This window comes from Ruminococcus sp. AM43-6 (assembly GCF_003461785.1).
GTDB lineage: Bacteria > Bacillota > Clostridia > Oscillospirales > Ruminococcaceae > Hominimerdicola > Hominimerdicola aceti.
The window spans coordinates 1-22,140 of sequence record NZ_QTXU01000025.1 but is presented as its reverse complement, the minus strand read 5'-3'; the positions used below and the strand labels follow the sequence as shown (position 1 = coordinate 22,140).

The following is a 22,140-nucleotide window of genomic DNA, read 5'->3' as shown; positions in this document are numbered from 1 at the left end:
GGTGATATTTTGAAAATAGCTTTGATAAATGGTCAAAACCATAAAGGCTCTACATATCATATAGGCAAAATGTTAGCCGATAAACTTGGCGGCGAGGTGACAGAGTTCTTCCTGCCGAGAGATTTCGGCGAGTTCTGCTGCGGCTGTACCAATTGCTTTATGAAAGGCGAAGAAAAGTGTCCTCACTATGAGAAGCTCGACCCTATCACCAAAGCGGTGGACGAAGCAGACGTGCTGATACTCACTTCCCCTGTGTATGTCTACCACTGCACAGGCTCGATGAAAGCATGGCTCGACCATTACGGTTGGCGTTGGATAGTCCACAGACCTGAGGAGAAAATGTTCTCAAAACGTGCCGTGGTGATATCCACAGCCGCAGGTGCAGGCATGAAAAGCACTAACAAGGATATGGCTGACAGCCTTTCTTTCTGGGGCGTGCCGAAGATATATAAGATAGGTTTCGGCGTGCACGCAACGAGCTGGAGCAAGGTTTCCGACAAAATGCTTGCAAAGATAGAGAAAAAGACCGACAGCATTGCCGCAAAGCTTAAAAACGACAGCTTTGAGCCAAAGGTCAGTGCTAAGGGCAGAATGTATTTCACCATTTTCCACTTTGCAAACAAAAAGGGCTGGAACCCTGCGGATAGTTCATATTGGCAGGCAAAGGGCTGGACGGAAAATAAAAGGCCGTGGAAAAAGTAAATTTTATATAAGGATAAAAAATATGAGAATTGCAGAAAACTGGAAAGACTATAAGATAATAGACACCTCAAGCGGAGATAAGCTTGAAAGCTGGGGCGGAAAGGTGCTTGTAAGACCTGACCCTCAGATAATCTGGAAGTCACCGAAGCGTTCTGACCTTTGGACAAAGGCAGACGGCGTTTATCACCGCTCATCAAAGGGCGGCGGCGAATGGGAATACAGAAAGCGCCTGCCTGAAAGCTGGAACATAGGCTATAAGAATTTGAAGTTTATAATCAGACCAACGGGCTTCAAGCACACAGGCCTTTTCCCTGAACAGGCTGTGAACTGGGACTTCATGGCTGATAAAATAAGAAACGCAGACAGAGAGATAAAGGTGTTAAACCTCTTTGCATACACAGGCGGAGCTACCCTTGCCTGTGCCGAAGCAGGTGCAAGCGTTTCACACGTTGACGCATCAAAGGGCATGGTGCAGTGGGCAAGAGAGAACGCCGCTGCGTCAGGGCTTTCCGATAAGCCTATTCGCTGGCTTGTAGACGATTGCGAAAAGTTCGTTCAGCGTGAGATACGCCGTGGCAAGACATATGACGCTATCGTTATGGATCCTCCGTCCTACGGCAGAGGACCTGGCGGAGAGATATGGAAGCTTGAAGATTGTATCTATGACCTTGTAAAGACCTGCTCAGGCGTTTTGAGCGACGAGCCGCTTTTCTTCCTGCTCAACAGCTATACCACAGGACTTTCACCCTCAGTTATGGCATATATCCTGAGAGATGTCCTCGGAACTAGGTTTGGCGGAAACGTCACGGCTGATGAGATAGGATTGCCTGTGGAGGCAACAGGCGGTGTGCTTCCATGCGGTTCAACGGCAATTTGGCAGAAATAGTTTTGCTATAGTAAGGTATGGTGTTCACATGAAATATACTGAGAATTATGTTTATATGTACGGTCAAATGATCTCTACCTGTTCGTTCCTTCTTGACGGTGATTTTCCAAAGGCTGACGGCACGGCAGAGATAAAGGAAAAGTATCACCTTGTCGGTGGTGAGACCGGAACAGCGGCGGCTGTTCTTTGCAGTCTGAATGTGCCTGTAAAGCTTGGCGGTACTCACCTTGGAAGCGGCAATGAAAAGCTTATAAAGGATTATTTTGCAGACAAGACTGCTGACCTTTCGGAGCTTGTAACGGAGGACTTTGAAGGCGTGACCGACTATGTTATCATAGATAAAAATACACGCACCTGTTTTGGCGAGTGGGATAAGCTTTATTCACGTCCGAAGGCTTTTTATGAACAGCCCTCGGAGGAGTCAGTGAAAAATTCAGCCTGCGTTGCGGCTGACCCTTATTTTGGTGATAAGATAGCTGAGTATTGCGTAAAATATGGCAAGAAATACGTCACCATAGATTGTGCCTATGACAGCTATATACATAAGCATTGTGCAGTAAATTGCATATCTCATCAGCACCTTGATGAATATTATCCGGATAAAAGCTATGATGAGCTTTTCATGCTTTATACAGATAATACAGACGGGCTTGTGATATTTACCCTTGGTGAAATGGGTGCGATGTATGGCAGGAAGGGTGCTGTGCCAAAGATGTGCCCTGCATTTAAAGTAGACGTAGTGTCAACACTTGGTGCTGGGGACAGCTTTAAGGCGGGCGCTGTATATGGGCTTTATAAAGGTCTTGATGACGATACATTGGTGAAAACAGCTTGTGCTGTGGCAGGTGCGGCGGTGGAAAAGTTTCCTATCGCACTTTATCCGCCAACAGTAAAAGATATTGAAAAGCTTATGGGTAATATGTAGGGGCGAACAGCGTTCGCATACCCATATATTATAATAAGGTATAAACCGAAATTTCAGACAGGAGGAAAGGTTATGTCTTTTGATTTTGATGAACTTAAACACAAGGCAGGAAATATGCTTGAAAAGGGCAAAGAAAAAGCTCACGAGGCTGCTGAAAGTGAAAAGGGGCAGAAGATAAAGAGCAAGGCAGGAGAGCTGTTTGAAAAGGGCAAGGAAAAAGCCCATGAGTTCGTAGAGAGCGAAACGGGCAAAAAGGTAAAGAACAAGGCTGAAAAGCTCCTTGATAAAGGAATAGATAAAGCCGAAAATGTTTACGAAAAGCATAAGGAAAGAAAGGCTGAACAGAAAGAACAGCCTGAAGATAAGGAATAAACTAAATTTGGTAAGGAAAGTAAAATGAGCAGTTTTATTGAAATAAAGGATCTGCACTTTTCCTATGTGAACGACCTTGAAGAGCCACCTGTTAAAACGGAGGTGCTTAAAGGCATAAATCTGAACATAGAAAAAGGCGAGTTTGTGGCAGTGCTTGGTCATAACGGCTCAGGCAAATCTACACTTGCAAAGTGCATAAACGCTATAAATCTTCCTGAGTCGGGGGCTGTCTATGTGAACGGCATGGACACTTTGGACGAAAATAACCTCTTGCCTATAAGAGAAAAGGTGGGCATGGTATTCCAAAACCCTGATAACCAGATAGTTGCAACTATCGTGGAGGAGGACGTGGCTTTCGCCCTTGAAAATATGGGCGTCGAGCCGAATGAGATACGCAGACGTGTTGACGAGGCTCTTAAAACCGTCGGTATGTATGAATACAGACTTCATGCACCCCATAAGCTTTCAGGCGGACAGAAACAGCGTGTGGCTATCGCTGGCATAATCGCAATGAAGCCTGATTGTATACTTCTTGACGAGCCTACCGCCATGCTCGATCCTCACGGCAGGGACGAGGTAATGAAAACTGTCAAAATGCTCAACGAGCAGGGCGTTACTATCGTGTTGATCACCCACTATATGGAAGAGGCCGCACAGGCACAGCGTGTGGTGGTCATTGACGGCGGCGAGGTCATAATGGATAACGTTCCGAAGAAGATATTCTCGAATGTGGAAACCATGAAAAATCTGGGACTTGACGTGCCGCAGGTGACAGAGCTTTGCTGGGAGCTTAAAAGGGCAGGCTATGACATCTCCACCGAGATAATCCACGAGGACGAGTGCGTTCAGAAGCTTTATGAAATGCTTAAGTGATAGGGAGTAACAATGGCAGTAATTAAAACGGAAAACTTGACTTATGTTTACGGCGAGGGTACGCCCTTTCGCAAAACAGCCGTAGACAATGTTAATATAGAGATAAATGACGGCGAAATGGTGGGTATAATAGGACATACAGGCTCAGGCAAATCTACCCTTATCCAGCATTTCAACGGCCTTTTGAAGCCCACGAGCGGAAGCGTCTATATAGACGGAGAAAGGCTGTGGGACGATAAATCAAGACTTCGCCCTATAAGATTTAAGGTGGGTCTTGTGTTTCAGTATCCTGAGTATCAGCTCTTTGAGGAGACCTGTTATAAGGATATCGCATTTGGACCTAAGAATATGGGTATCAAGGAAGATCAGATAGACAAGTATGTGAAAGAAGCCGCAAGAATGGTGGGACTAAGCCCTGAGATACTTGACAAATCGCCTTTTGAACTTTCAGGCGGACAGAAAAGGCGTGTGGCTATAGCAGGCGTTATGGCAATGAACCCAAAGGTGCTTATCCTTGACGAACCTGCTTCGGGTCTTGACCCAAAGGGTAGGGAGCAGATACTTGGTCTTATAAGAGAGTATCATGAGCAGATGAAAAATACAGTGCTGCTGGTATCCCATTCTATGGAGGATATCGCAAAGAACGTTTCAAAGATACTCGTCATGAACGAATCGAAGCTGTTTTGCTATGACGATACAGTAAAGGTGTTCCACCGTTCTGAGGAGCTTGTGTCAATGGGACTTGCAGTGCCGCAGATAACAAGAGTTATAAACAGGCTCAAAGCCATGGGCATAGATATTAAGGACGATGTGTATACAGTTGGCTATGCGAAAAAGGTCATCCTTGAAATGCTGGAGCAGAAAAAGAATAAGTAAGCAGCGGACTGCCTTTGACCCATATGAGCAGAGAGCAGGACTGTGTAAGTTGAGATAGAAAATTGGAGGAATATACCTTGATAAAGGATATTACTATAGGACAGTATTTTCCCGGAAATTCTGTCATTCACCGAATGGACGCACGAATAAAGATAATAATGACGGCGGTTTTCATAGTAATGCTTTTCGCCGCAAACAGCGTGTGGGGACTTCTTGTGGGCATAGCTTTTACTATTCTCACTTTTATCATATCGAAAATACCCGGCAAACTCATGCTAAAAAGCTTGAAGCCTATCGTGCCGATAATAATATTTACGGCGATACTCAATCTGCTTTTTATCAGAACGGGCAAAGCTTATTTTGAGTGGAAATTTCTCAAGATAACCGATGAAGGCGTTGACACGGCAGTGTTCATGATGATAAGGATAATCTGCCTTATTGTCGGCACTTCGCTTCTTACCTACACCACCTCGCCTATCGACCTGACAGACGCTATCGAAAGATTGCTTTCACCGCTGAAAAAGATAAAAGTGCCTGTCCATGAGCTTGCAATGATGATGACTATTGCCCTGAGATTTATCCCTACCCTTATCGAGGAAACAGACAAGATAATGTCAGCCCAGAAAGCAAGAGGAGCGGATATGGAAACAGGCTCGCTCATTCAGAAAGCTAAAGCCCTTATTCCAGTGCTCATACCGCTTTTCGTGGCATCGTTCAGACACGCCGAGGAGCTTGCCCTCGCAATGGAGTGCCGTTGCTATCACGGCGGAGAGGGCAGAACAAGAATGAAACAGCTCCATATGAGCATAGTCGACCTCTACGGCTCGGTGTTCTGCGTGCTGTTCCTTGCAGGCGTTATCGTCATAAATATAGTCGTATAGGAGGGGTATTATGAGCAGTATTTTTAAAGATATGGACCAAGATGACAGACTTAACACTTTGGAAAGAAAAGTCAAGAAACTTGAGAGAAATGTAAATGGGGGAAGTAAAATGTCAGGCATTATAAAAGACCTTATCGGTATGGAATGTACCATTGACGGCGATGGTTTTTTCAGTACAAGATGCACCATTCTTGATGTCGATGACGAATGGGTAAAGCTCATCGTACACGAGAAGAAAAAGGACTTGACAAAAATAATAAGGATCGACAATATAGAATCCATAACACTCGACTAAAGAAACGGGATATACTCATGACAAATTTCAGGATAATACTTGCCTATAACGGCACAGCCTATCATGGGTGGCAAAGGCAGAACAACGCTCTTGCCGTTCAGCAGGTGCTTGAAGAGGCTATCCTCTCGCTGACGGGACAGACAGTCACAGTGAACGGCTGCTCACGAACAGACGCAGGAGTACACGCAAGAAGATTTTGTGCAAGCTTTCTTATAGAGTCCACAATAACCTGCCGTGGGATAGTTTTCGGACTTAATTCAAAGCTGCCGGACGATATCTCAGTGCTGGAGTGCGAAAAAGTCCCCCTTGATTTTCACGCAAGATATATGTGCAGCGGCAAGGAGTATGAGTATATTATACATAACAGCGAGATAAAAAATCCCTTTTATAAAGATACAGCCTACCGCAGTTGGTTCCCCATAGACGAGAAAAAGCTTGATAAGGCGGCACAGGATTTTGTGGGAACGCATGATTTCAAAGCCATGTGTTCCACCGATTGCACAAAGGAGAATACAGTTAGGACTATATTCTCTTTCCATGTAAGACGTGAGGGCGAGCTTGTGATATTCACAGTTTCGGGAGACGGCTTTCTGTACAATATGGTAAGGATAATGGTAGGCACGCTTATTTTTATAAATGAGGGCAAGATAGGAGAAACTCAAATACCCGATATACTTGCGTCAAAGGACAGAACAAGAGGCGGAAAGACCGTTCCGCCGCAGGGATTGTATCTTAACGAAGTGTATTATGATAAAGATAAAGGATCTGAACAAGGTGAATGATAAAAGATCAAAGAGCAGGCGGAGAAAGAAAAATCCGCCTACCAAAGAAGAAAAAACAATAAGAATAACCAAGCAGACGGATTTTGTTCAGCGTGACGAGTTTCACGGTGCAGAAGAGCCTATGCCGAACGTTACTTTCAGAGAGATAAAGCGTCAGAAAAAGGCGGCTCAGAAAGCGGCGGAACGTGAGCAGGAAGAACAGCTCCGAAAAGAAGCGGAAGAAGCCGAGGAGTCACGAAGCAGAATAGAGCTGACGAACACTGAGGATAAAGCCGAGGAGGAAAAGCCTGAAAAAGCTGATGAAAGCAAGATAACAGTATCAGGCGGTGAAAATAAAGAGCAGGCTTCAGAAAGCAAAGAGGAAAAATCCGAGCATAAAAGCAGAAAAGAGAAAAAGGCTGAGAAAGCCGAGAAAGCAGAGAGGTCTGACGAGGAAATATCCAACGTCACCGATATAAGAGCGGCAAGAAAGAAAGAGAAAAACAAAAAGCTCTATAAAAAGATAGCCGCCATAGCAGTGGTGGTCGCTTTCGGAGTTGGCGTTTACGCTTCAAGAGGAGTGTGGGTGCCGAAGCTTGAGGGCATTTTGGACAGACCTCATGCCACTATAGTAAACGACGGCAAAAAGCAAAGCGGAAATTTCCCGCTGACCTTTGATGAAAGCTCAGTAAATGTTATAAAACAGCTTTCCGACGGTATAGTTCGAGTTGACGACAGGAACATTGCTTTTTATGACGAGTCTGGCAATAAGATATCGGATAATTCTCACAACTTTGCAAACCCTGTTGTAAGAACATCCGGAAAGCGTGTGCTTGTTTACGATAACGGTGGAAATTCTTTCAGAGTGCTGAATAAAAAGGGCGAGCTGCTCTCAAAGGATATAGACCAGTCTATACTTTTGGCGGAGATAGCCCCTGACAGCACAGTTGCAGTGGTCACCCAGACTGAGAAATATGCCGCAGTGCTGACAGTTTATGACTCCTCAGGAGCAGAGATATATCAGTGGTCAAGCTCACGAAGAATACTTGATATAAGCTTTGATAAGGACGGAAGCGGCTGTTGTATCTCAACATTTTCCAGCAGTAGCGGAGCGTTACGCTCGGCCATCTATTATGTGACCTTTGACAGCACAGAGGAGAAGATGAAGAGCGAACAGCTTGAAACTCTCGCAGTTGCCGTTCAGCGAAACGATAACGGCGATTATTGGGTAGTGGGCGATACCTGCTTCTACAAGCTTGACAGCAATGGTAAAATACTTATGCAGTATGAATATCCTGAGGAGCTTTCAGACTATGCCCTGACAGATACCACTGCAGCAGTAGCATTCGACGGCATACAGCGTAAAACAGGAACTCTTGCGGTGTTCCGTTCGGACTCTGACGGAGATAAGCCTGACAGCGTTGTTTATACTCAAAGCGGCAAGCCTAAGAAAATGACCGCAGAGAACAAGAAGGTGATCCTACTCGGCGAGGATAATATAGAAGCCTATGACAGTGCAGGAAATCTACTTGCAACAGCGGCAGTGTCCTCTGAGTATCTTGACTTTGTTTACCTCAACGACAGCGTTTATTTCCTGGGTCTGCATGAGATAAACAAAATAGCTTTCGAGACCTGACGAAAGGCAGGAAAATATGGCATATTTTTTTGACGGAGCAGTTATAATGATCCTTATCGTGACCGCTCTGACAGGATACTGTAAGGGCTTTGTGAGATATGTCATCACAATGCTCGGAACAGTGGCAGCCGTTCTTGTGGCTTTTCTTATAGCCAATATGTCGGCTGAAAATGTATATAACAAATATTTCAAAACACAGCTTATAACAAGCCTTGAAAAAGCTGCTGAACAGACGGATCTTTCAAAGCTTGTGAGCAATGAACTGAAAAACGAGGGCGTTGATATCGACCTTTCAGACGAGGAGATAAAAAACGTCCTGTCAGGGGCAGGCACTCTTGCGGAGAATACCGAAAAGCTGCTTGTTTCAAAGGGAACAGACCTTGATACTGCTCAGCAAAAGGGCGAGGAGCTTTCAGAGTATATACACAGCGTTATGCCCCAAAAGCTCAGCGAAAAGCTGGAGGGCAATAAGCTTGGAAAAAGTTTGTCGAAAGCGGTGAAATTCACTGCCGAGCAGATAGACGAAGCCGTAAAGGCTCTCTCTGAGGGTGGCAGAACTGGTGCTGAATATCTGGAAAAGAACATTTTCCGACCGATCGCTCTGACTTTTATAAGGCTTTGCGTGTTCATGACGATGTATGTGCTTATGGAGATAGTCATAAGGCTTATCCTGCGTCTGTCGGGAGTTTTCACCCGAATGGCAGGTCTGACAGCGGCAAACCGTTTCGCAGGCATGGCGCTTGGTCTTTGCAAAGGCGGCCTGTATCTGGTGTTGGTAGCCTTTATGGTCTGCACTGTGATAAATGCCACCGAGAACAAGCTTCCCAAGTTCAACAGCGCTGTTTTTGAAAATACCTATCTGTTCAGTTACTTCTTTGATATTCTGTATAAATGATCACCGAAAGGTGTATCAGTAAGGAAAGGAGCAAATAAAAATGTTAATGTGTTCAAGATGTAAAAAGCGTCCTGCTGTGGTGTTCATCTCACAGATGAACGCCAAGGACCCTCAGCACAAGAAGAACGAGGGACTTTGCCTTGTTTGTGCTAAGGAGCTTGGCATTTCGCAGGTGGACGATTATATGAAAGCAATGGGCATCTCAGACGATGACCTTGAAGCAATGTCAAATCAGCTTATGGAGGCTTCCGACGGGGACGATTTTGAGCCAGGCGGAACGAACTTCCTGAGCAATCTTTTCGGCGGTGACGCAGCCAATCTTTTCAGCAACCTCGCAGGAGGTATGCCTAAAGCCACCGATGAGGGCGGAGAGAACAAGCCAAAGGATAAAAAGAAAAAACTTAAATTTCTCAATAACTATTGCACAAATCTTACTCAGAAAGCAAGAGAGGGCAAGCTTGATAACGTTGTGGGCAGAGATAAGGAAATATCAAGAGTTATCCATATCCTGTCAAGACGTCAGAAGAACAATCCATGCCTTATAGGCGAACCTGGCGTTGGTAAAACAGCCATTGCCGAGGGTATCGCACAGAGGATAGTTGGCGGAGATGTGCCGTTCCATATCAAGGATAAGGAGCTTTACCTCCTCGACCTTACCGCACTTGTTGCAGGCACTCAGTTCAGAGGACAGTTCGAGAGCCGCTGCAAAGGTCTTGTGGAAGAGGTCAAAGAGCAGGGTAATGTTATTCTCTTTATAGACGAGGTGCATACCCTTGTTGGCACAGGCGACAATGAGGGAACGATGAACGCAGCTAATATCCTGAAACCGTCCCTTTCAAGAGGCGAGATACAGGTAATAGGTGCAACGACTTTCAAGGAGTACAGAAAGTATATCGAAAAGGACTCTGCACTTGAAAGACGTTTCCAGCCTGTAACAGTTTCCGAGCCGACAGTTGAGGACACAATCACAGTCCTCAAAGGCATAAAGCAGTATTATGAGAATTTCCATAGAGTAAAGATATCAGACGATATGCTCAGAGAGTGTGCAGTGCTTTCTGAAAGATATATCAACGACAGATTTCTCCCTGACAAGGCGATAGATCTTCTTGACGAAGCCTGCGCCTGCACAAGTATCAGAACACCTGAAATAGAGGAGTTCGACGCACTTAACGAGGAGCTTAAAAAGCATGAAAAGCTCGTTGAGGATTACGAACAGAAGTCAGACCCTGACTATGAGATAATCGCAAAGGAAAAGGGCGAGATACTCAGGATCCAGAACAGACTCAAAGAGGTGGAAGAAACTCTTAAAAACGTTCAGGTCACAGAGGAAGATATATCAAAGGTAATAGAGCTTTGGACAGGTATCCCTGCAAATAAGATAGCTCAGACCGAGTATGATAAGATAAAGCATCTGAAAGAAGCCCTTTCAAAGCGTGTTATCGGTCAGGACGAGGCAGTGGATAAGGTCGCAAAGGCAATAAAGCGTACAAGAGTTCAACTTTCTAAACGCCGCAGACCGGCTTCGTTTATTTTCGTCGGCCCAACAGGCGTTGGAAAAACAGAGCTGGTGAAAGTCCTTGGAGAAGAGCTTTTTGACGCCACCGAGCCGCTTATCAGAGTTGACATGACCGAGTATATGGAGAAGCACTCAGTATCAAAGCTTATCGGCTCACCTCCGGGATATGTAGGCTTTGATGAAGCAGGTCAGCTTACCGAAAAAGTGCGCCGCAGACCATATTCAGTGGTACTTTTTGACGAGATAGAAAAGGCTCACCCTGACGTTATGAACATACTTCTCCAGATACTTGACGAGGGACGTATCAACGATTCACAGGGCAGAAGCGTTTCATTTGAGAACACAGTTATCGTCATGACATCAAACGCAGGTTCGACTGATAGAGATACAGGTGTGGGCTTCAATAAGACCGACAGTGATATCGCCAAGGATAAGGCAATGAAAGCACTGAGAGAGTTCCTGCGTCCTGAGTTTCTTGGAAGAATAGACGAGATAGTTGTGTTCAATCCGCTCACAGAGGAGAATTTCGCGGGCATAGCAGGTCTTATGCTGGACGAGATGAAGTCGCCGCTGGAGGAGAAACATATCAGCCTGAGATATACAGATGAAGCTCTGAAAGCTATTGCACATAAGGCATACGGTCAGAAGCTTGGTGCAAGAGATATCCGCCGTGTCATAAGAAACGAGGTGGAGGATAAGATAGCCGAACTGCTTATAGACAAGGGCGAGGGAGCGGTGTCCGCCGTGGCAATATCTGCTGACAACGGAGAGATAAAGGTGGACGCACTTTAAAAGCCTAAAGTTATAAAATCAGGGTAAAAATTATAAAAAAATACTTGATTTTTATGGCGGTATGTTATATAATAAAGGTAAGGTTGTTAGTTTTTTAACAACGTGAATTAAAAAAAATTAAATTGAGAGGTGTCTTTAAAATGGCAGGTTTAAACAAAGTTACTGTTGATGACATTAATGTAAAGGGCAAAAAGGTACTCGTAAGAGTTGACTTTAACGTTCCTCTTAAGGACGGCGTTATTACAAACGATAACAGAATAACAGCTGCTCTCCCAACTATCAAGAAGCTGGTAGCTGACGGCGGCAAGGTAGTTCTGTGTTCACACCTTGGCAAGCCAAAGAACGGCCCAGAGGCTAAGTTCTCACTTGCTCCTGCTGCTGCAAGACTTGCAGAGCTTCTTCCTGAAACAAAGGTAACATTCGCTGCTGACGATACAGTTGTTGGCGACAACGCTAAGAAGGCAGTTGCTGAAATGGCTGACGGAGATATCGTTGTTCTTGAGAACACAAGATTCAGAGGCGCAGAGGAAACAAAGAACGGCGAAGCTTTCGCTAAGGAACTTGCTGACCTCGTTGACGACGAAGTATTCGTAATGGACGCTTTCGGTTCAGCTCACAGAGCTCATGCTTCTACAGCAGGCGTTACAAAGTTCGTTAAGGAAACAGCAGTTGGTTACCTCATGCAGAAAGAGATCAACTATCTCGGAAATGCAGTTGAAACACCTGTTAGACCATTCGTTGCTATTCTCGGCGGCGCAAAGGTAGCAGATAAGCTCAACGTTATCTCAAACCTCCTTGAGAAGTGCGATACACTTATCATCGGCGGCGGTATGGCATATACATTCCTTAAGGCACAGGGCAAGGAAGTTGGTCTTTCCCTCGTTGACGATACAAAGATCGACTACTGCAAGGAAATGATGGCAAAGGCTGAAAAGCTCGGCAAGAAGCTTCTTCTCCCTATCGACACAACAGTTGCAGCAGGTTTCCCTGATCCAATCGACGCTCCTATCGACGTAGAAGTTGTTGATTCTGATAAGATCCCAGCTGACAAGGAAGGCCTTGATATCGGCACAAAGACACAGGCTCTCTTCGGCGAGGCTGTTAAGTCTGCAAAGACAGTTGTTTGGAACGGTCCTATGGGCGTGTTCGAGAACCCAACACTTGCAAAGGGTACTATCGCAGTTGCAAAGGCACTTGCTGAAACAGACGCTACAACTATCATCGGCGGCGGCGACTCAGCAGCAGCAGTTATCCAGCTCGGTTTCGCTGACAAGATGTCACACATCTCAACAGGCGGCGGAGCTTCACTTGAATACCTCGAGGGCAAGGTTCTTCCGGGTATCGACGTTATTGCCGACAAGTAATTTATATATTTGCTCGACTTAAAAGCTGGGGCAGGCAGTCATTTGCCTGCCCCTTTTTAATTATGGGGGTATCAATGATTTACCGTGAACCTTTGGTTTTGACAGTATACTATTCACAAAGCAGTATTACTGCGGCATTTGTTTTTGCCTGTATATTGGCTGTTGCGTCGGCACTGGCGGCAGTTGGATTTGTAAAGATCGGCTGTAAGCGTTACGGAAATTCAGAAAGTTCCGATGATTGCAGTAAATATGTTAAAACGTTTGCTAAGGTAGTAGGGGAAAGCAGATCCGAATATGAGGATTTTTCCGAAAGCAGGGGAGCGTATACTTCCTATGTAAACCAGCTTGAAATCGAATATACAGATCAAAGCGGCATAGTTTACCGCAAATTTATCGAAAACATTCTTAACGACGGCTATGTAAATATATGTTATGGTGAGAATGATCCCGACGATTTTTACCTTTCGGATTATGCAGACGGTATCGCCGAAATTGAAAATGAATGCCGCGGCGAATTTGTTTACGGGATAAGCATGAGAATTTTTTTCGGAGCTTTTGCAGCGGTGTTTGCTGTAATCTCTATAATGACTTTCATACATACTTTTAATATGAAAACCTTCGAGGACAGCGGGTCGGAAAGCGGACATATTGTCATTATCTCGCCCGATTCCTCTGAAAGAAACGAGGTGACGGAATGAACGAATTAATGCTTTTAGCTGAAAATTTCAAGGTCAGTGTTTTGGCAGGCGTTAACCTTGGCTGGCAGGGAATCGGAGGGATAATTCTGTTCCTTACAGGAATAGGGCTGATATATTTCGGTATCAAGGCGCTTAAAGGCTATCGGTTTTTCCCGGATCAAGAACAGAATATTCCCGAAGAAGACCATTATGAGCCAATGCAGGCAAAGGCTTTGCAGAAGGTAAAAACAACAATGCCGTCTTTTAGCGGCGGTGAAGATCAGGTCTTTGTTGAATGGAAAATAGGTTATACTGTGAACGGAGAAAAGTATACCCAGATAGTTACAGACAACGGTTATAATAAAGGGGATATGATCGATATAAAGTATAATCCTGAGAATCCGCAGGAGTTTTATCTTGACGACGAAAAATCAAAGGTGGAAGTCACCGAGGAAGAAAAGGAAGCAGAGCAGAAAGAGGAAAAGACACCGTTCGGTTATGCGGCGATAGCTATCGGCGTGCTGCTGGGGATTTTCGGCGCTGTTATGCTTATCGACAAGCTTTAAGGAGAAAATATGCCAACTGATGAGAGTTATTTTGAATACATACTCGAACAGCTCAGCGAGCTTGAAGATATCCGAGCAAGAAAAATGTTTGGTGAGTATATATTATATTATAAGGACAGAATATTCGGTGGCATTTATGATAACAGACTTCTTGTGAAGTCCGTGAAAGCTGCAGAAGATCATCTTAAAGACATAACGTTAGAGATGCCCTATGAAGGTGCAAAGCCAATGTACCTTGTGGATAATACCGATGATAAGGATCATCTCAAAGGACTTGTGGAAGCAATGTATGAACAGCTCCCACCGCCAAGATCAAAGAAAAAATAAGGTAAAAACAGCGGAGGTTCTTTGTTAATTAGTTGACAAATACGAGGGAATGTTGTATAATAGACTTGGAAAACTAGCAGGAGCAGTTTTTCTGTTCCCTATAAAAAATAAAGGAGTTTTTTATCATGAAAAAAGCTGTAAGAAAAGCAATTATTGCAGGAAACTGGAAAATGAACAAGACAAGACCTGAGGCTAAGGAGCTTCTCGAAGCTATCAAGCCACTTGTTGCAAACGCTGAGGGCAAGGTAGAAGTTATCGCTTGCGTACCTTTTACAAACCTTGAAACTGCTATCAACGCAACAGCAGGTTCAAACGTAAAGATCGGTGCAGAGAACGTTCACTTTGAGAAGAGCGGTGCTTTCACAGGCGAGATCTCAGCAGATATGCTCGTTGAGCTTGGCGTTGAGTACGTTGTTATCGGTCATTCAGAGAGAAGACAGTATTTCGGTGAAACAGACGAAACAGTAAACAAGAGAACAAAGGCAGCTCTTGCAGCTGGTCTTAAGCCTATCGTTTGCGTTGGCGAGCTTCTCTGGGAGCGTGAGTGCAACATCACAGAGGAAGTTATCGCAAGACAGGTAAAGCTTGATTTCTTCGGCGTATCAGCAGAGGACGTTAAGAAGTCCGTTATCGCTTATGAGCCAGTTTGGGCTATCGGCACAGGCAAGACAGCTACAGCAGATCAGGCAGAGGAAGTTTGCGCATTCATCAGAGCAACACTTGCTAAGATCTATGACGAGGCTACAGCAGAGGCAGTTACAATTCAGTACGGCGGCTCAATGAACGCTAAGAACTGTGCAGAGCTTCTTTCTAAGGAGAACGTAGACGGCGGTCTTATCGGCGGCGCATCACTGAAGGCTGCTGACTTCAATACTATCGTTCAGGCAGCTGTTGAGGGCTAATTAACAGACGGATATCTAGGGGCAAAATATCATTCGTCACAAGAACAAACAAATAAAAAGTTCCGCAGGGGACGGCTGCGGCTGTCCTCTGCTTTTTTTGAACAGGGGGACGCAACTGTGAAAAAATTAATATTTGCAGCATTAGTATTATCCATGTGTATGTCATTTGCAGCCTGCGGAAGCGTTGACGAAAGCAGCGCACCTGCGGCAGAAAGCTCTCAGACAACATCTGAAGCTCAGCTTGAAAATGTAACTATCAAAATGGACTCTAGTAAGCTCCTTAGTGGCGTTGAGTTTACAGACAGCGAGCTTCTCGACAAAACCGCAGAGTTCACCAAAAAGGTAACTGAGAACGCAGAAGAAAAAGAACCGGATTCACATGAAGATGTCATCGGCGGTAGCTGGCTCGATATGAAATGTTCAGACGGCACTTCTATCTACTATGAAGCAGGAGAGAGTAACTATGTCCGTATCGGCGCAAAGACCTATTACACAGGCGACGATACTGCCAAGGAATTTAAGGAATATGTCCTGAGTTTCCTTGAAAATGGCGGTTATTGGGGATAATACGAATATAAATGATGTTGAAAGGACTAAGAAATATGTCAAAGAAACCCATAGCACTTATCATTATGGACGGCTTCGGCTATAATCACAAGGATTACGGCAACGCTATCAGAGCTGCCAAAACACCTAATATCGACAGACTTCTTGCCAACTATCCGCACACTCTTATCGGTGCAAGCGGCATGGACGTTGGACTTCCTGAGGGACAGATGGGTAACTCAGAGGTAGGCCATACAAATATCGGTGCAGGAAGAATAGTTTATCAGGAGCTTACAAGAATTACAAAGTCTATCAAGGACGGTGAATTCTTCTCAAACGAAGCTTTCACAGCAGCCGTTGAGAACTGCAAGAAGAATGACAGCGCACTCCACCTGTTCGGACTTCTTTCAAACGGCGGCGTTCACTCACATAATTCACACCTCTATGGTCTTTTGGAGCTTGCTAAGAAAGCAGGTCTTACAAAGGTATACGTTCATTGCTTTATGGACGGCAGAGATGTTCCTCCTACAAGCGGAGTTGACTTCGTAGCTGAGCTTGAAGAAAAGCTCAAGGAAATTGGCGTCGGCAAGATAGCAACAGTAATGGGACGTTACTATGCAATGGACAGAGATAACCGTTGGGAGCGTGTAGGCAAGGCTTATGACGCAATGGTATACGGCGAGGGCAATAAGGCTGATAACGCAGTTGACGCTATCAAGGCTTCCTATGCCGCTGACGTTACAGACGAGTTCGTTGTTCCTACAGTTATCGATGAGAACGGCAAGATATCCGCAAACGACAGCGTTATCTTCTTCAACTTCCGTCCTGACAGAGCAAGAGAGATAACAAGAACTCTCGTTGATGACGACTTCACAGGCTTTGAGAGAAGAAATGGCAGATTTCCACTTTACTATGTCTGCATGACACAGTATGACGCAACAATGCCAAACGTTGACGTTGCATTCAAGCCAGCAAGCCTTGAAAATACTTTCGGCGAGTATATCGCAAAGAAGGGTCTTTCACAGCTTAGAATCGCTGAAACAGAGAAGTATGCTCACGTTACATTCTTCTTCAACGGCGGCGTAGAAGCACCTTTTGAGAACGAGGACAGAGCCCTCATCAATTCACCAAAGGTAGCAACATATGACCTCCAGCCTGAAATGAGTGCATATCTTGTTTGCGACGAAGTTCTCAAGAGAATAGAGTCTGACAAGTATGACGCAATTATCCTCAACTATGCAAACTGCGATATGGTAGGTCACACAGGCGTGTTTGATGCAGCCGTAGCAGCAGTAGAAGCAGTTGACGAGTGCGTAGGCAAAACAGTCGACGCAGTTCTTGCTAAGGGCGGTATAGCACTTATCACAGCAGACCACGGCAACGCAGATAAGATGATGGAAGAGGACGGCTCTCCGTTCACAGCCCACACAACAAACCTTGTACCTCTTATTATCGCAGGCGCAGGCAATGTTCTTATCAGAGAGGGCGGCGTTCTTGCTGACCTTTCACCAACAATGCTCAAACTCATGGGTCTTGAGCAGCCAAAGGAAATGACAGGTAAGTCTATCATCAAGGACTAATCGTATAAAATCCAAGTGTGCGTACAGCTATGTTGTGCGCACATTTTTTGTGAGGTGTGTATACTATGGACGAAAAAATCACAGCCGAAAAATTTGCAAAAGATTTTTGTGACAAAGCCAAAGACCATTCGGAATGTTACCACAACAATTCAGCGTGGACAAATGTTGTATTGGGGCATGGCGGAATTATTAATCAAATTTTTGGCAATGAATTGACATATTGCCGAGAGTATTATAATATTGATGCAATTGGCTGGTCTGATATCTCAAAAGATAAAATTATAGATAATTGTAATAAAGTTGATCTAAGACCTGAATTATGGAATCTTGAAGTAGCGATCGAACATGAAAACAGCAAAAAGTTATGGCTTGATGAAGTCTGCAAACTTGCGTATATAAACTGCCCATTGAGGGTTGTCATTGCATATGCTAAAAAAGAAAATGACGATAAAGAAATAAAGAAAATAGTTAAAGAAATTCTTAAAACAACAAATGCAATAAGAGATGACCAAGAATTTCTGCTGATGTTAGGCGATTGCGGCGCAAATTCACAGCCAGACTATAGGTCATATGTGTTCGCTTATGACAGCGTTAAAAAACCTGTCGAGCCTAAGAAATAACAAAAAGGCAGTGCCGAAAACCCGGTACTGCCTTTTCTTATCATATTTGTAGGTACGAACAGCGTTCGCCCGCTTGTTTGATCGCTCAGGATATTTTCAAAACCCTATTTCAGCGGGTCAAGCCCTTTAGCCATTATGCAGTAGGTACTGCCGTATGGGTTCGGTATGGGTGGCATTCTGCTCACATGGAACTCTTTCGGTAAACCACGGCTGTCACATGGGAAACTCATGGTCACACAAGTGCCTTTGCCGATCTCGCTGTGATAACTTAGTTCACCGTCAAAACGGTCGCAAAAGCATTTTGCCAGTGCAAGCCCCAACGCCTCGCTGCTACTGTATTTCTGGAATGTGCCAAAGGGCGTGATAGCCGCCTGCCATACATCGTCTGTCATGCCGTTGCCGTTATCACTTACTGACAGTATTATCCTGCCGTCCTCGGTTTTTAGGATAAGCTCCACCTGCCGTTGTTCCTTGTCATTGTACATATATGCGTTCACAAGCAGATTTACAAGCACATTTTTAATAAGGCTTTTGTTTGTTTCAAAATAAATGCACGGGTCAATGGAGTATCTGAAAATACAGCCGTCCTCCTCAAGCAAATTGCCTTCTTCGTCGCACACCTCACCACATATGTCTGATAGGCTCTGATATTCAGTTGTGAAATTGCCACTGAAATATTTTGCAAGTTCTGTCATGTTCACCGTTGCGGAAAATGTCTTCAGTATACGAAGCCTTGCCTCATGGTCAAAATGCTCATATTCAGTGCCGGCTTTTGAAGAAAAGGATTCCTTTTGGCTGTCAAGCATCGCTAACATTTTAGAAAGCTCCATCCTTATGTTGCCAAGAAAATTCGATTTGAAACGTAAATACCCAGACTTGTCCGAAAGACGTTCTATGTCCATGCAGGAGTAATAGTGTATGAGATAATTCGTTATAATGCCATTATCTCTCAGTGGTTCAAACCGCATTGCCGCCGAGTCTGCAAACCTGCCCTTATATTCAAAGGTAGCTGTCTTTTCAACAGGCAGAATGAAAGCGTTTTCCGGAGTATCGCATAAAGCAGAAATATCTATAACATCAGGCAGATCGCCATGATTTTTCCAAATGACATTAAGCTCAGCGTCAGTGAGGATAATGTTTTCCTCAGACTGAGCATATATCTCTTTCACAGAAGATGTCAGTTCCACTTTGTTAGCCTGCCTTTCATAAAGATCTCATGTAAATATTATAACCTAAACTGTCGGGGTAGTCAATAAAAAATCATCAATATTTGATCACATTTTAAAGAATTTAGCAGTGCTTTGACGAATCAGGACGCAGGTGGCTTTGCGGTATTGCCTTAAAGAAAAAAAGTTCTAAGTTTTTTGTAAAAACACTTGCAATGTATAGAAAAATGTAGTATAATAAATACAGAAAAATTTTTAGGAGGTAAATTAATTATGGCAGTTAAAGTCGCAATTAATGGTTTTGGACGTATTGGACGTCTTGCATTCAGACAGATGTTTGGCGCAGAGGGCTACGAGGTAGTTGCAATCAACGACCTGACAAAGCCTTCAATGCTCGCTGATCTTCTTAAGTATGATACAGCTCAGGGCGGTTACTGTGGCAAGATCGGTGAGAATCTCCACACAGTATCAGCTGACGATGAGGCTAATACTATCACTGTTGACGGCAAGACTCTTCAGATTTATGCAGAAAAGGACGCTAAGGATTGTCCTTGGGGCAAGCTTGGTGTAGACGTAGTTCTCGAGTGCACAGGCTTCTATACATCAAAGGCTAAGAGCCAGGCTCACCTCGATGCTGGCGCTAAGAAGGTAGTTATCTCAGCTCCTGCTGGTAACGACCTCAAGACTATCGTTTACTCAGTAAACGAGAAGACACTTACAGCTGACGATACAATCATTTCAGCTGCATCTTGCACAACAAACTGTCTTGCTCCTATGGCTAATGCTCTTAACAAGTATGCTCCTATCCAGAGCGGTATCATGAGCACTATCCATGCTTACACAGGCGACCAGATGATCCTTGACGGTCCTCACAGAAAGGGTGACCTGAGAAGAGCAAGAGCTGGTGCTGCAAACATCGTTCCTAACTCAACAGGTGCTGCAAAGGCTATTGGTCTTGTTATCCCAGAGCTTAATGGCAAGCTTATCGGTTCTGCACAGAGAGTTCCAGTTCCAACAGGTTCAACAACAATCCTTACAGCAGTTGTAAAGGGTGCTGACGTAACAGTTGAAGGCATCAACGCTGCTATGAAGGCTGCTTCTTCTGAGTCATTTGGCTACAACGAGGATCCAATCGTTTCTTCTGACGTTATCGGCATGAGATTTGGTTCACTCTTTGATGCTACTCAGACAATGGTATCTAAGATCGCTGATGACCTCTATGAGGTACAGGTAGTTTCTTGGTACGACAACGAGAACTCTTACACATCACAGATGGTAAGAACAATCAAGTACTTTGCTGAGCTTGCATAATCTGCACAGCCAAAACTAAATTGCTTACTAAAGACCGCTTCATCATGAGGCGGTCTTTTTTGCGTATGTATACAACAAAGGTGAGCAAAAACTGGCGAACACTGTTTGTCCCTACGATTTAGATTACACAAATGTAGGGGAGCAGCGCAATTTTTGCTTTGCAAAAATACGACGTCCCGCATACTATGAACGATAAATCAGCCAAATAAAAAAGGACGAACCCCAAGTTCGTCCTTTTGTCGTTCATATCAGAAACCACGTCCTCCGCCATGACCTCTGCCAAAGCTCATTCCCTTGGAATTAGAAGTAACAATGCCGTCAATAGTCACGGTTTCCGTCTGCGACCCTGCCGTAATGGTGTAGGTTTCGCCTTCCTTTAGGTCAGCGCTTGTGAATACAACGCTCTGCCAAGTTTTTTTAGGGGTAAAGCTCAAGATCTCCTTGCCGTCACTGTCAGTGATAGTCAGTTTTTCGTTTGCTGAAACTGTCGAACCAAGATCGTGCAGAACACTGTATTGTGTGGAGTTGTCACCGAAGCCTTCTTCCATTCCAACTGCACCACAGGCGATGAGCGTTCCCCCTGTTACAGTTGCAGTGCCGTTGTAGTCAAGTGCATCGTTTCCACTGTTAGTAGGTCCGCAAACGCAAACTGTACCGCCTACCATTGTGAAGTTGCCATTTGAGTCAAGTCCGTCACCGTCAGCGTCAATGGTTACAGTTCCTCCGTTGATGTTAAGTTCAACACCGTCCTGTGACGAGAATTGGTCAGCACCCATTCTGTCTGTTGACCCTGTGTCGCTTCCGCCTGCACAGTTTATTCCGTCATCGCTTGCTACCACTGATATGGTGCCACCGTCTATTGTCACAATAGATCCCTCGATACCTTCGTAGCTCTTTGTGATGTCTACAGTGCCGTCGGATATGGTCAGATTTCCGCTAGCGTGCATACCGTCATCACCTGACGCCGCAGAAATATTTCCTCCTGTTATCACAATGTTTCCGTTGCTGTGTACTGAATCGTCTGCCGAGTCTATCTTAAATTCACCGCCGCTTATGTTCACCTCGCTGCCTGCTTTTAACGCCTTTGCAGATGTTGATGTGCTGTCCGTTGTGTCTGTGCTGTCTGTAGTAGTGTTAGCCGTAGTCTTGATAGTCAGCCCTGTGTTGTCAGCCGTAGGCATTGCAGGTGGTTCGCCTCCCATGCCGTTCCCGTTATCGTCAGGTCTGCCCATTCCGTTCGGACCACCACCACCGTTGCCCATGTTGTTCTGCCAATTTCTGTTTGGCGTGCCGTCAGACTTCATTGAAGCGTTTGCACTTCCACCTCCTGTGGTGATGTCAAAGCTTCCGCCCTCGATAGAAAGCACAGTTTCCGCCTCGAATGCGTCATTGTTTGCGACTACTGTGAAGCTTCCCCCTGTCACGCTTATAAAGCCTTTGTCAGAAGCCTCTGTGTTAGTGGATTTTATGCCGTTCGTGCCTGCGGAAATGTTGAATGTTCCGCCAGATATCTTAACGCTGTCCTTGCCTTCCATAGCGGTTGAAGCCGAGGTCACATTGATATTGCCGTCAGTGATAACAAGATCGTCCTTTGAAACTATGCCGTGCTTGTAGTGGTTTTGTCAATATCACTTGACACATTTTATTCGAACAAGAATTATGCAGCGAGAA

General features: G+C 44.8%; 23 protein-coding genes and 1 pseudogene. 21 read left to right on the top strand and 3 right to left on the bottom strand.

Features of this window, described 5'->3' with window-relative positions:
• Window positions 1-9: 9 nt before the first annotated feature.
• The 20 genes from DW938_RS11825 to DW938_RS11730 all read left to right on the top strand — a co-directional run bounded on the left by DW938_RS11825 (window position 10) and on the right by DW938_RS11730 (window position 17,992).
• Window positions 10-702: an NAD(P)H-dependent oxidoreductase gene (locus DW938_RS11825; protein WP_117939641.1), complete on the top strand. Its 693-nt coding sequence runs from the start codon at window positions 10-12 to the stop codon at window positions 700-702.
• Window positions 703-724: 22 nt separating this feature from the next.
• Complete coding sequence (locus DW938_RS11820; RefSeq protein ID WP_117926932.1) at window positions 725-1,588, top strand: class I SAM-dependent methyltransferase; 864 nt, start codon at window positions 725-727, stop codon at window positions 1,586-1,588.
• A gap of 28 nt (window positions 1,589-1,616) precedes the next feature.
• Complete coding sequence (locus DW938_RS11815) at window positions 1,617-2,513, top strand: PfkB family carbohydrate kinase (protein ID WP_117926933.1); 897 nt, start codon at window positions 1,617-1,619, stop codon at window positions 2,511-2,513.
• 72 nt (window positions 2,514-2,585) lie between these two features.
• A complete protein-coding gene (locus DW938_RS11810) occupies window positions 2,586-2,885 on the top strand; it encodes a hypothetical protein (protein WP_117926934.1) in 300 nt (99 codons plus the stop codon).
• A 24-nt stretch (window positions 2,886-2,909) separates the two neighbouring features.
• On the top strand, window positions 2,910-3,758 hold the full coding sequence (locus tag DW938_RS11805) for an energy-coupling factor transporter ATPase (RefSeq protein ID WP_046441643.1): 849 nt from the start codon (window positions 2,910-2,912) through the stop codon (window positions 3,756-3,758).
• Window positions 3,759-3,770: 12 nt separating this feature from the next.
• The gene (locus DW938_RS11800; protein ID WP_022287451.1) at window positions 3,771-4,634 is read left to right on the top strand and encodes an energy-coupling factor transporter ATPase; all 864 of its coding nucleotides are present in this window, start codon (window positions 3,771-3,773) and stop codon (window positions 4,632-4,634) included.
• A 77-nt stretch (window positions 4,635-4,711) separates the two neighbouring features.
• On the top strand, window positions 4,712-5,515 hold the full coding sequence (locus DW938_RS11795) for an energy-coupling factor transporter transmembrane component T (RefSeq protein ID WP_118125052.1): 804 nt from the start codon (window positions 4,712-4,714) through the stop codon (window positions 5,513-5,515).
• Between the two features lie 10 nt (window positions 5,516-5,525).
• Complete coding sequence (locus DW938_RS11790) at window positions 5,526-5,810, top strand: hypothetical protein (RefSeq protein ID WP_118125049.1); 285 nt, start codon at window positions 5,526-5,528, stop codon at window positions 5,808-5,810.
• Between the two features lie 17 nt (window positions 5,811-5,827).
• The gene (truA, locus tag DW938_RS11785; RefSeq protein ID WP_046441640.1) at window positions 5,828-6,592 is read left to right on the top strand and encodes a tRNA pseudouridine(38-40) synthase TruA; all 765 of its coding nucleotides are present in this window, start codon (window positions 5,828-5,830) and stop codon (window positions 6,590-6,592) included.
• Window positions 6,558-8,207, top strand: a complete 1,650-nt coding sequence (locus tag DW938_RS11780) for a DUF5711 family protein (RefSeq protein ID WP_118125047.1) — start codon at window positions 6,558-6,560, stop codon at window positions 8,205-8,207. Before truA ends, DW938_RS11780 begins: the two co-directional genes overlap by 35 nt.
• Window positions 8,208-8,223: 16 nt before the next feature.
• Window positions 8,224-9,102, top strand: a complete 879-nt coding sequence (locus DW938_RS11775) for a CvpA family protein (protein ID WP_118125045.1) — start codon at window positions 8,224-8,226, stop codon at window positions 9,100-9,102.
• Window positions 9,103-9,142: 40 nt separating this feature from the next.
• Window positions 9,143-11,410, top strand: a complete 2,268-nt coding sequence (locus tag DW938_RS11770) for an ATP-dependent Clp protease ATP-binding subunit (protein ID WP_118125043.1) — start codon at window positions 9,143-9,145, stop codon at window positions 11,408-11,410.
• 140 nt (window positions 11,411-11,550) lie between these two features.
• Window positions 11,551-12,774: a phosphoglycerate kinase gene (locus DW938_RS11765; protein WP_022287444.1), complete on the top strand. Its 1,224-nt coding sequence runs from the start codon at window positions 11,551-11,553 to the stop codon at window positions 12,772-12,774.
• 74 nt (window positions 12,775-12,848) lie between these two features.
• Window positions 12,849-13,472, top strand: coding sequence for a hypothetical protein (locus DW938_RS11760; protein ID WP_117878208.1), 624 nt, complete (start codon window positions 12,849-12,851; stop codon window positions 13,470-13,472).
• Window positions 13,469-14,017, top strand: coding sequence for a hypothetical protein (locus tag DW938_RS11755; RefSeq protein ID WP_117903783.1), 549 nt, complete (start codon window positions 13,469-13,471; stop codon window positions 14,015-14,017). Before DW938_RS11760 ends, DW938_RS11755 begins: the two co-directional genes overlap by 4 nt.
• 9 nt (window positions 14,018-14,026) lie before the next feature.
• The gene (locus DW938_RS11750) at window positions 14,027-14,344 is read left to right on the top strand and encodes a TfoX/Sxy family protein (RefSeq protein WP_118125041.1); all 318 of its coding nucleotides are present in this window, start codon (window positions 14,027-14,029) and stop codon (window positions 14,342-14,344) included.
• 125 nt (window positions 14,345-14,469) lie between these two features.
• Window positions 14,470-15,246 (top strand): triose-phosphate isomerase, encoded by a 777-nt coding sequence (gene tpiA, locus DW938_RS11745; RefSeq protein WP_022287442.1) that lies wholly within the window; start codon window positions 14,470-14,472, stop codon window positions 15,244-15,246.
• A gap of 117 nt (window positions 15,247-15,363) precedes the next feature.
• Window positions 15,364-15,813, top strand: a complete 450-nt coding sequence (locus DW938_RS11740) for a hypothetical protein (RefSeq protein WP_118125039.1) — start codon at window positions 15,364-15,366, stop codon at window positions 15,811-15,813.
• 35 nt (window positions 15,814-15,848) lie between these two features.
• The gene (gpmI, locus tag DW938_RS11735) at window positions 15,849-17,372 is read left to right on the top strand and encodes a 2,3-bisphosphoglycerate-independent phosphoglycerate mutase (protein WP_022287440.1); all 1,524 of its coding nucleotides are present in this window, start codon (window positions 15,849-15,851) and stop codon (window positions 17,370-17,372) included.
• Window positions 17,373-17,437: 65 nt separating this feature from the next.
• Window positions 17,438-17,992, top strand: a complete 555-nt coding sequence (locus tag DW938_RS11730; RefSeq protein ID WP_118125037.1) for a hypothetical protein — start codon at window positions 17,438-17,440, stop codon at window positions 17,990-17,992.
• 104 nt (window positions 17,993-18,096) lie between these two features.
• Here the strand turns inward: DW938_RS11730 and DW938_RS11725 are convergent, their stop codons facing one another.
• Window positions 18,097-19,179 carry a HAMP domain-containing sensor histidine kinase gene (locus DW938_RS11725; RefSeq protein WP_118125035.1) on the bottom strand — a complete coding sequence of 361 codons (1,083 nt, stop codon included), beginning with the start codon at window positions 19,177-19,179 and terminating at the stop codon, window positions 18,097-18,099.
• 252 nt (window positions 19,180-19,431) lie between these two features.
• Between DW938_RS11725 and gap the strand changes: the two genes are divergently transcribed.
• Window positions 19,432-20,469 (top strand): type I glyceraldehyde-3-phosphate dehydrogenase, encoded by a 1,038-nt coding sequence (gene gap, locus DW938_RS11720; RefSeq protein ID WP_022287438.1) that lies wholly within the window; start codon window positions 19,432-19,434, stop codon window positions 20,467-20,469.
• Window positions 20,470-20,717: 248 nt separating this feature from the next.
• Here gap and DW938_RS15295 read toward each other — a convergent pair whose 3' ends face one another.
• Complete coding sequence (locus DW938_RS15295) at window positions 20,718-21,773, bottom strand: carbohydrate-binding domain-containing protein (protein WP_347517427.1); 1,056 nt, start codon at window positions 21,771-21,773, stop codon at window positions 20,718-20,720.
• Window positions 21,774-21,890: 117 nt separating this feature from the next.
• Window positions 21,891-22,073, bottom strand: a pseudogene (locus DW938_RS15290) (carbohydrate-binding domain-containing protein); the annotation flags it as partial.
• Window positions 22,074-22,140: the final 67 nt, after the last annotated feature.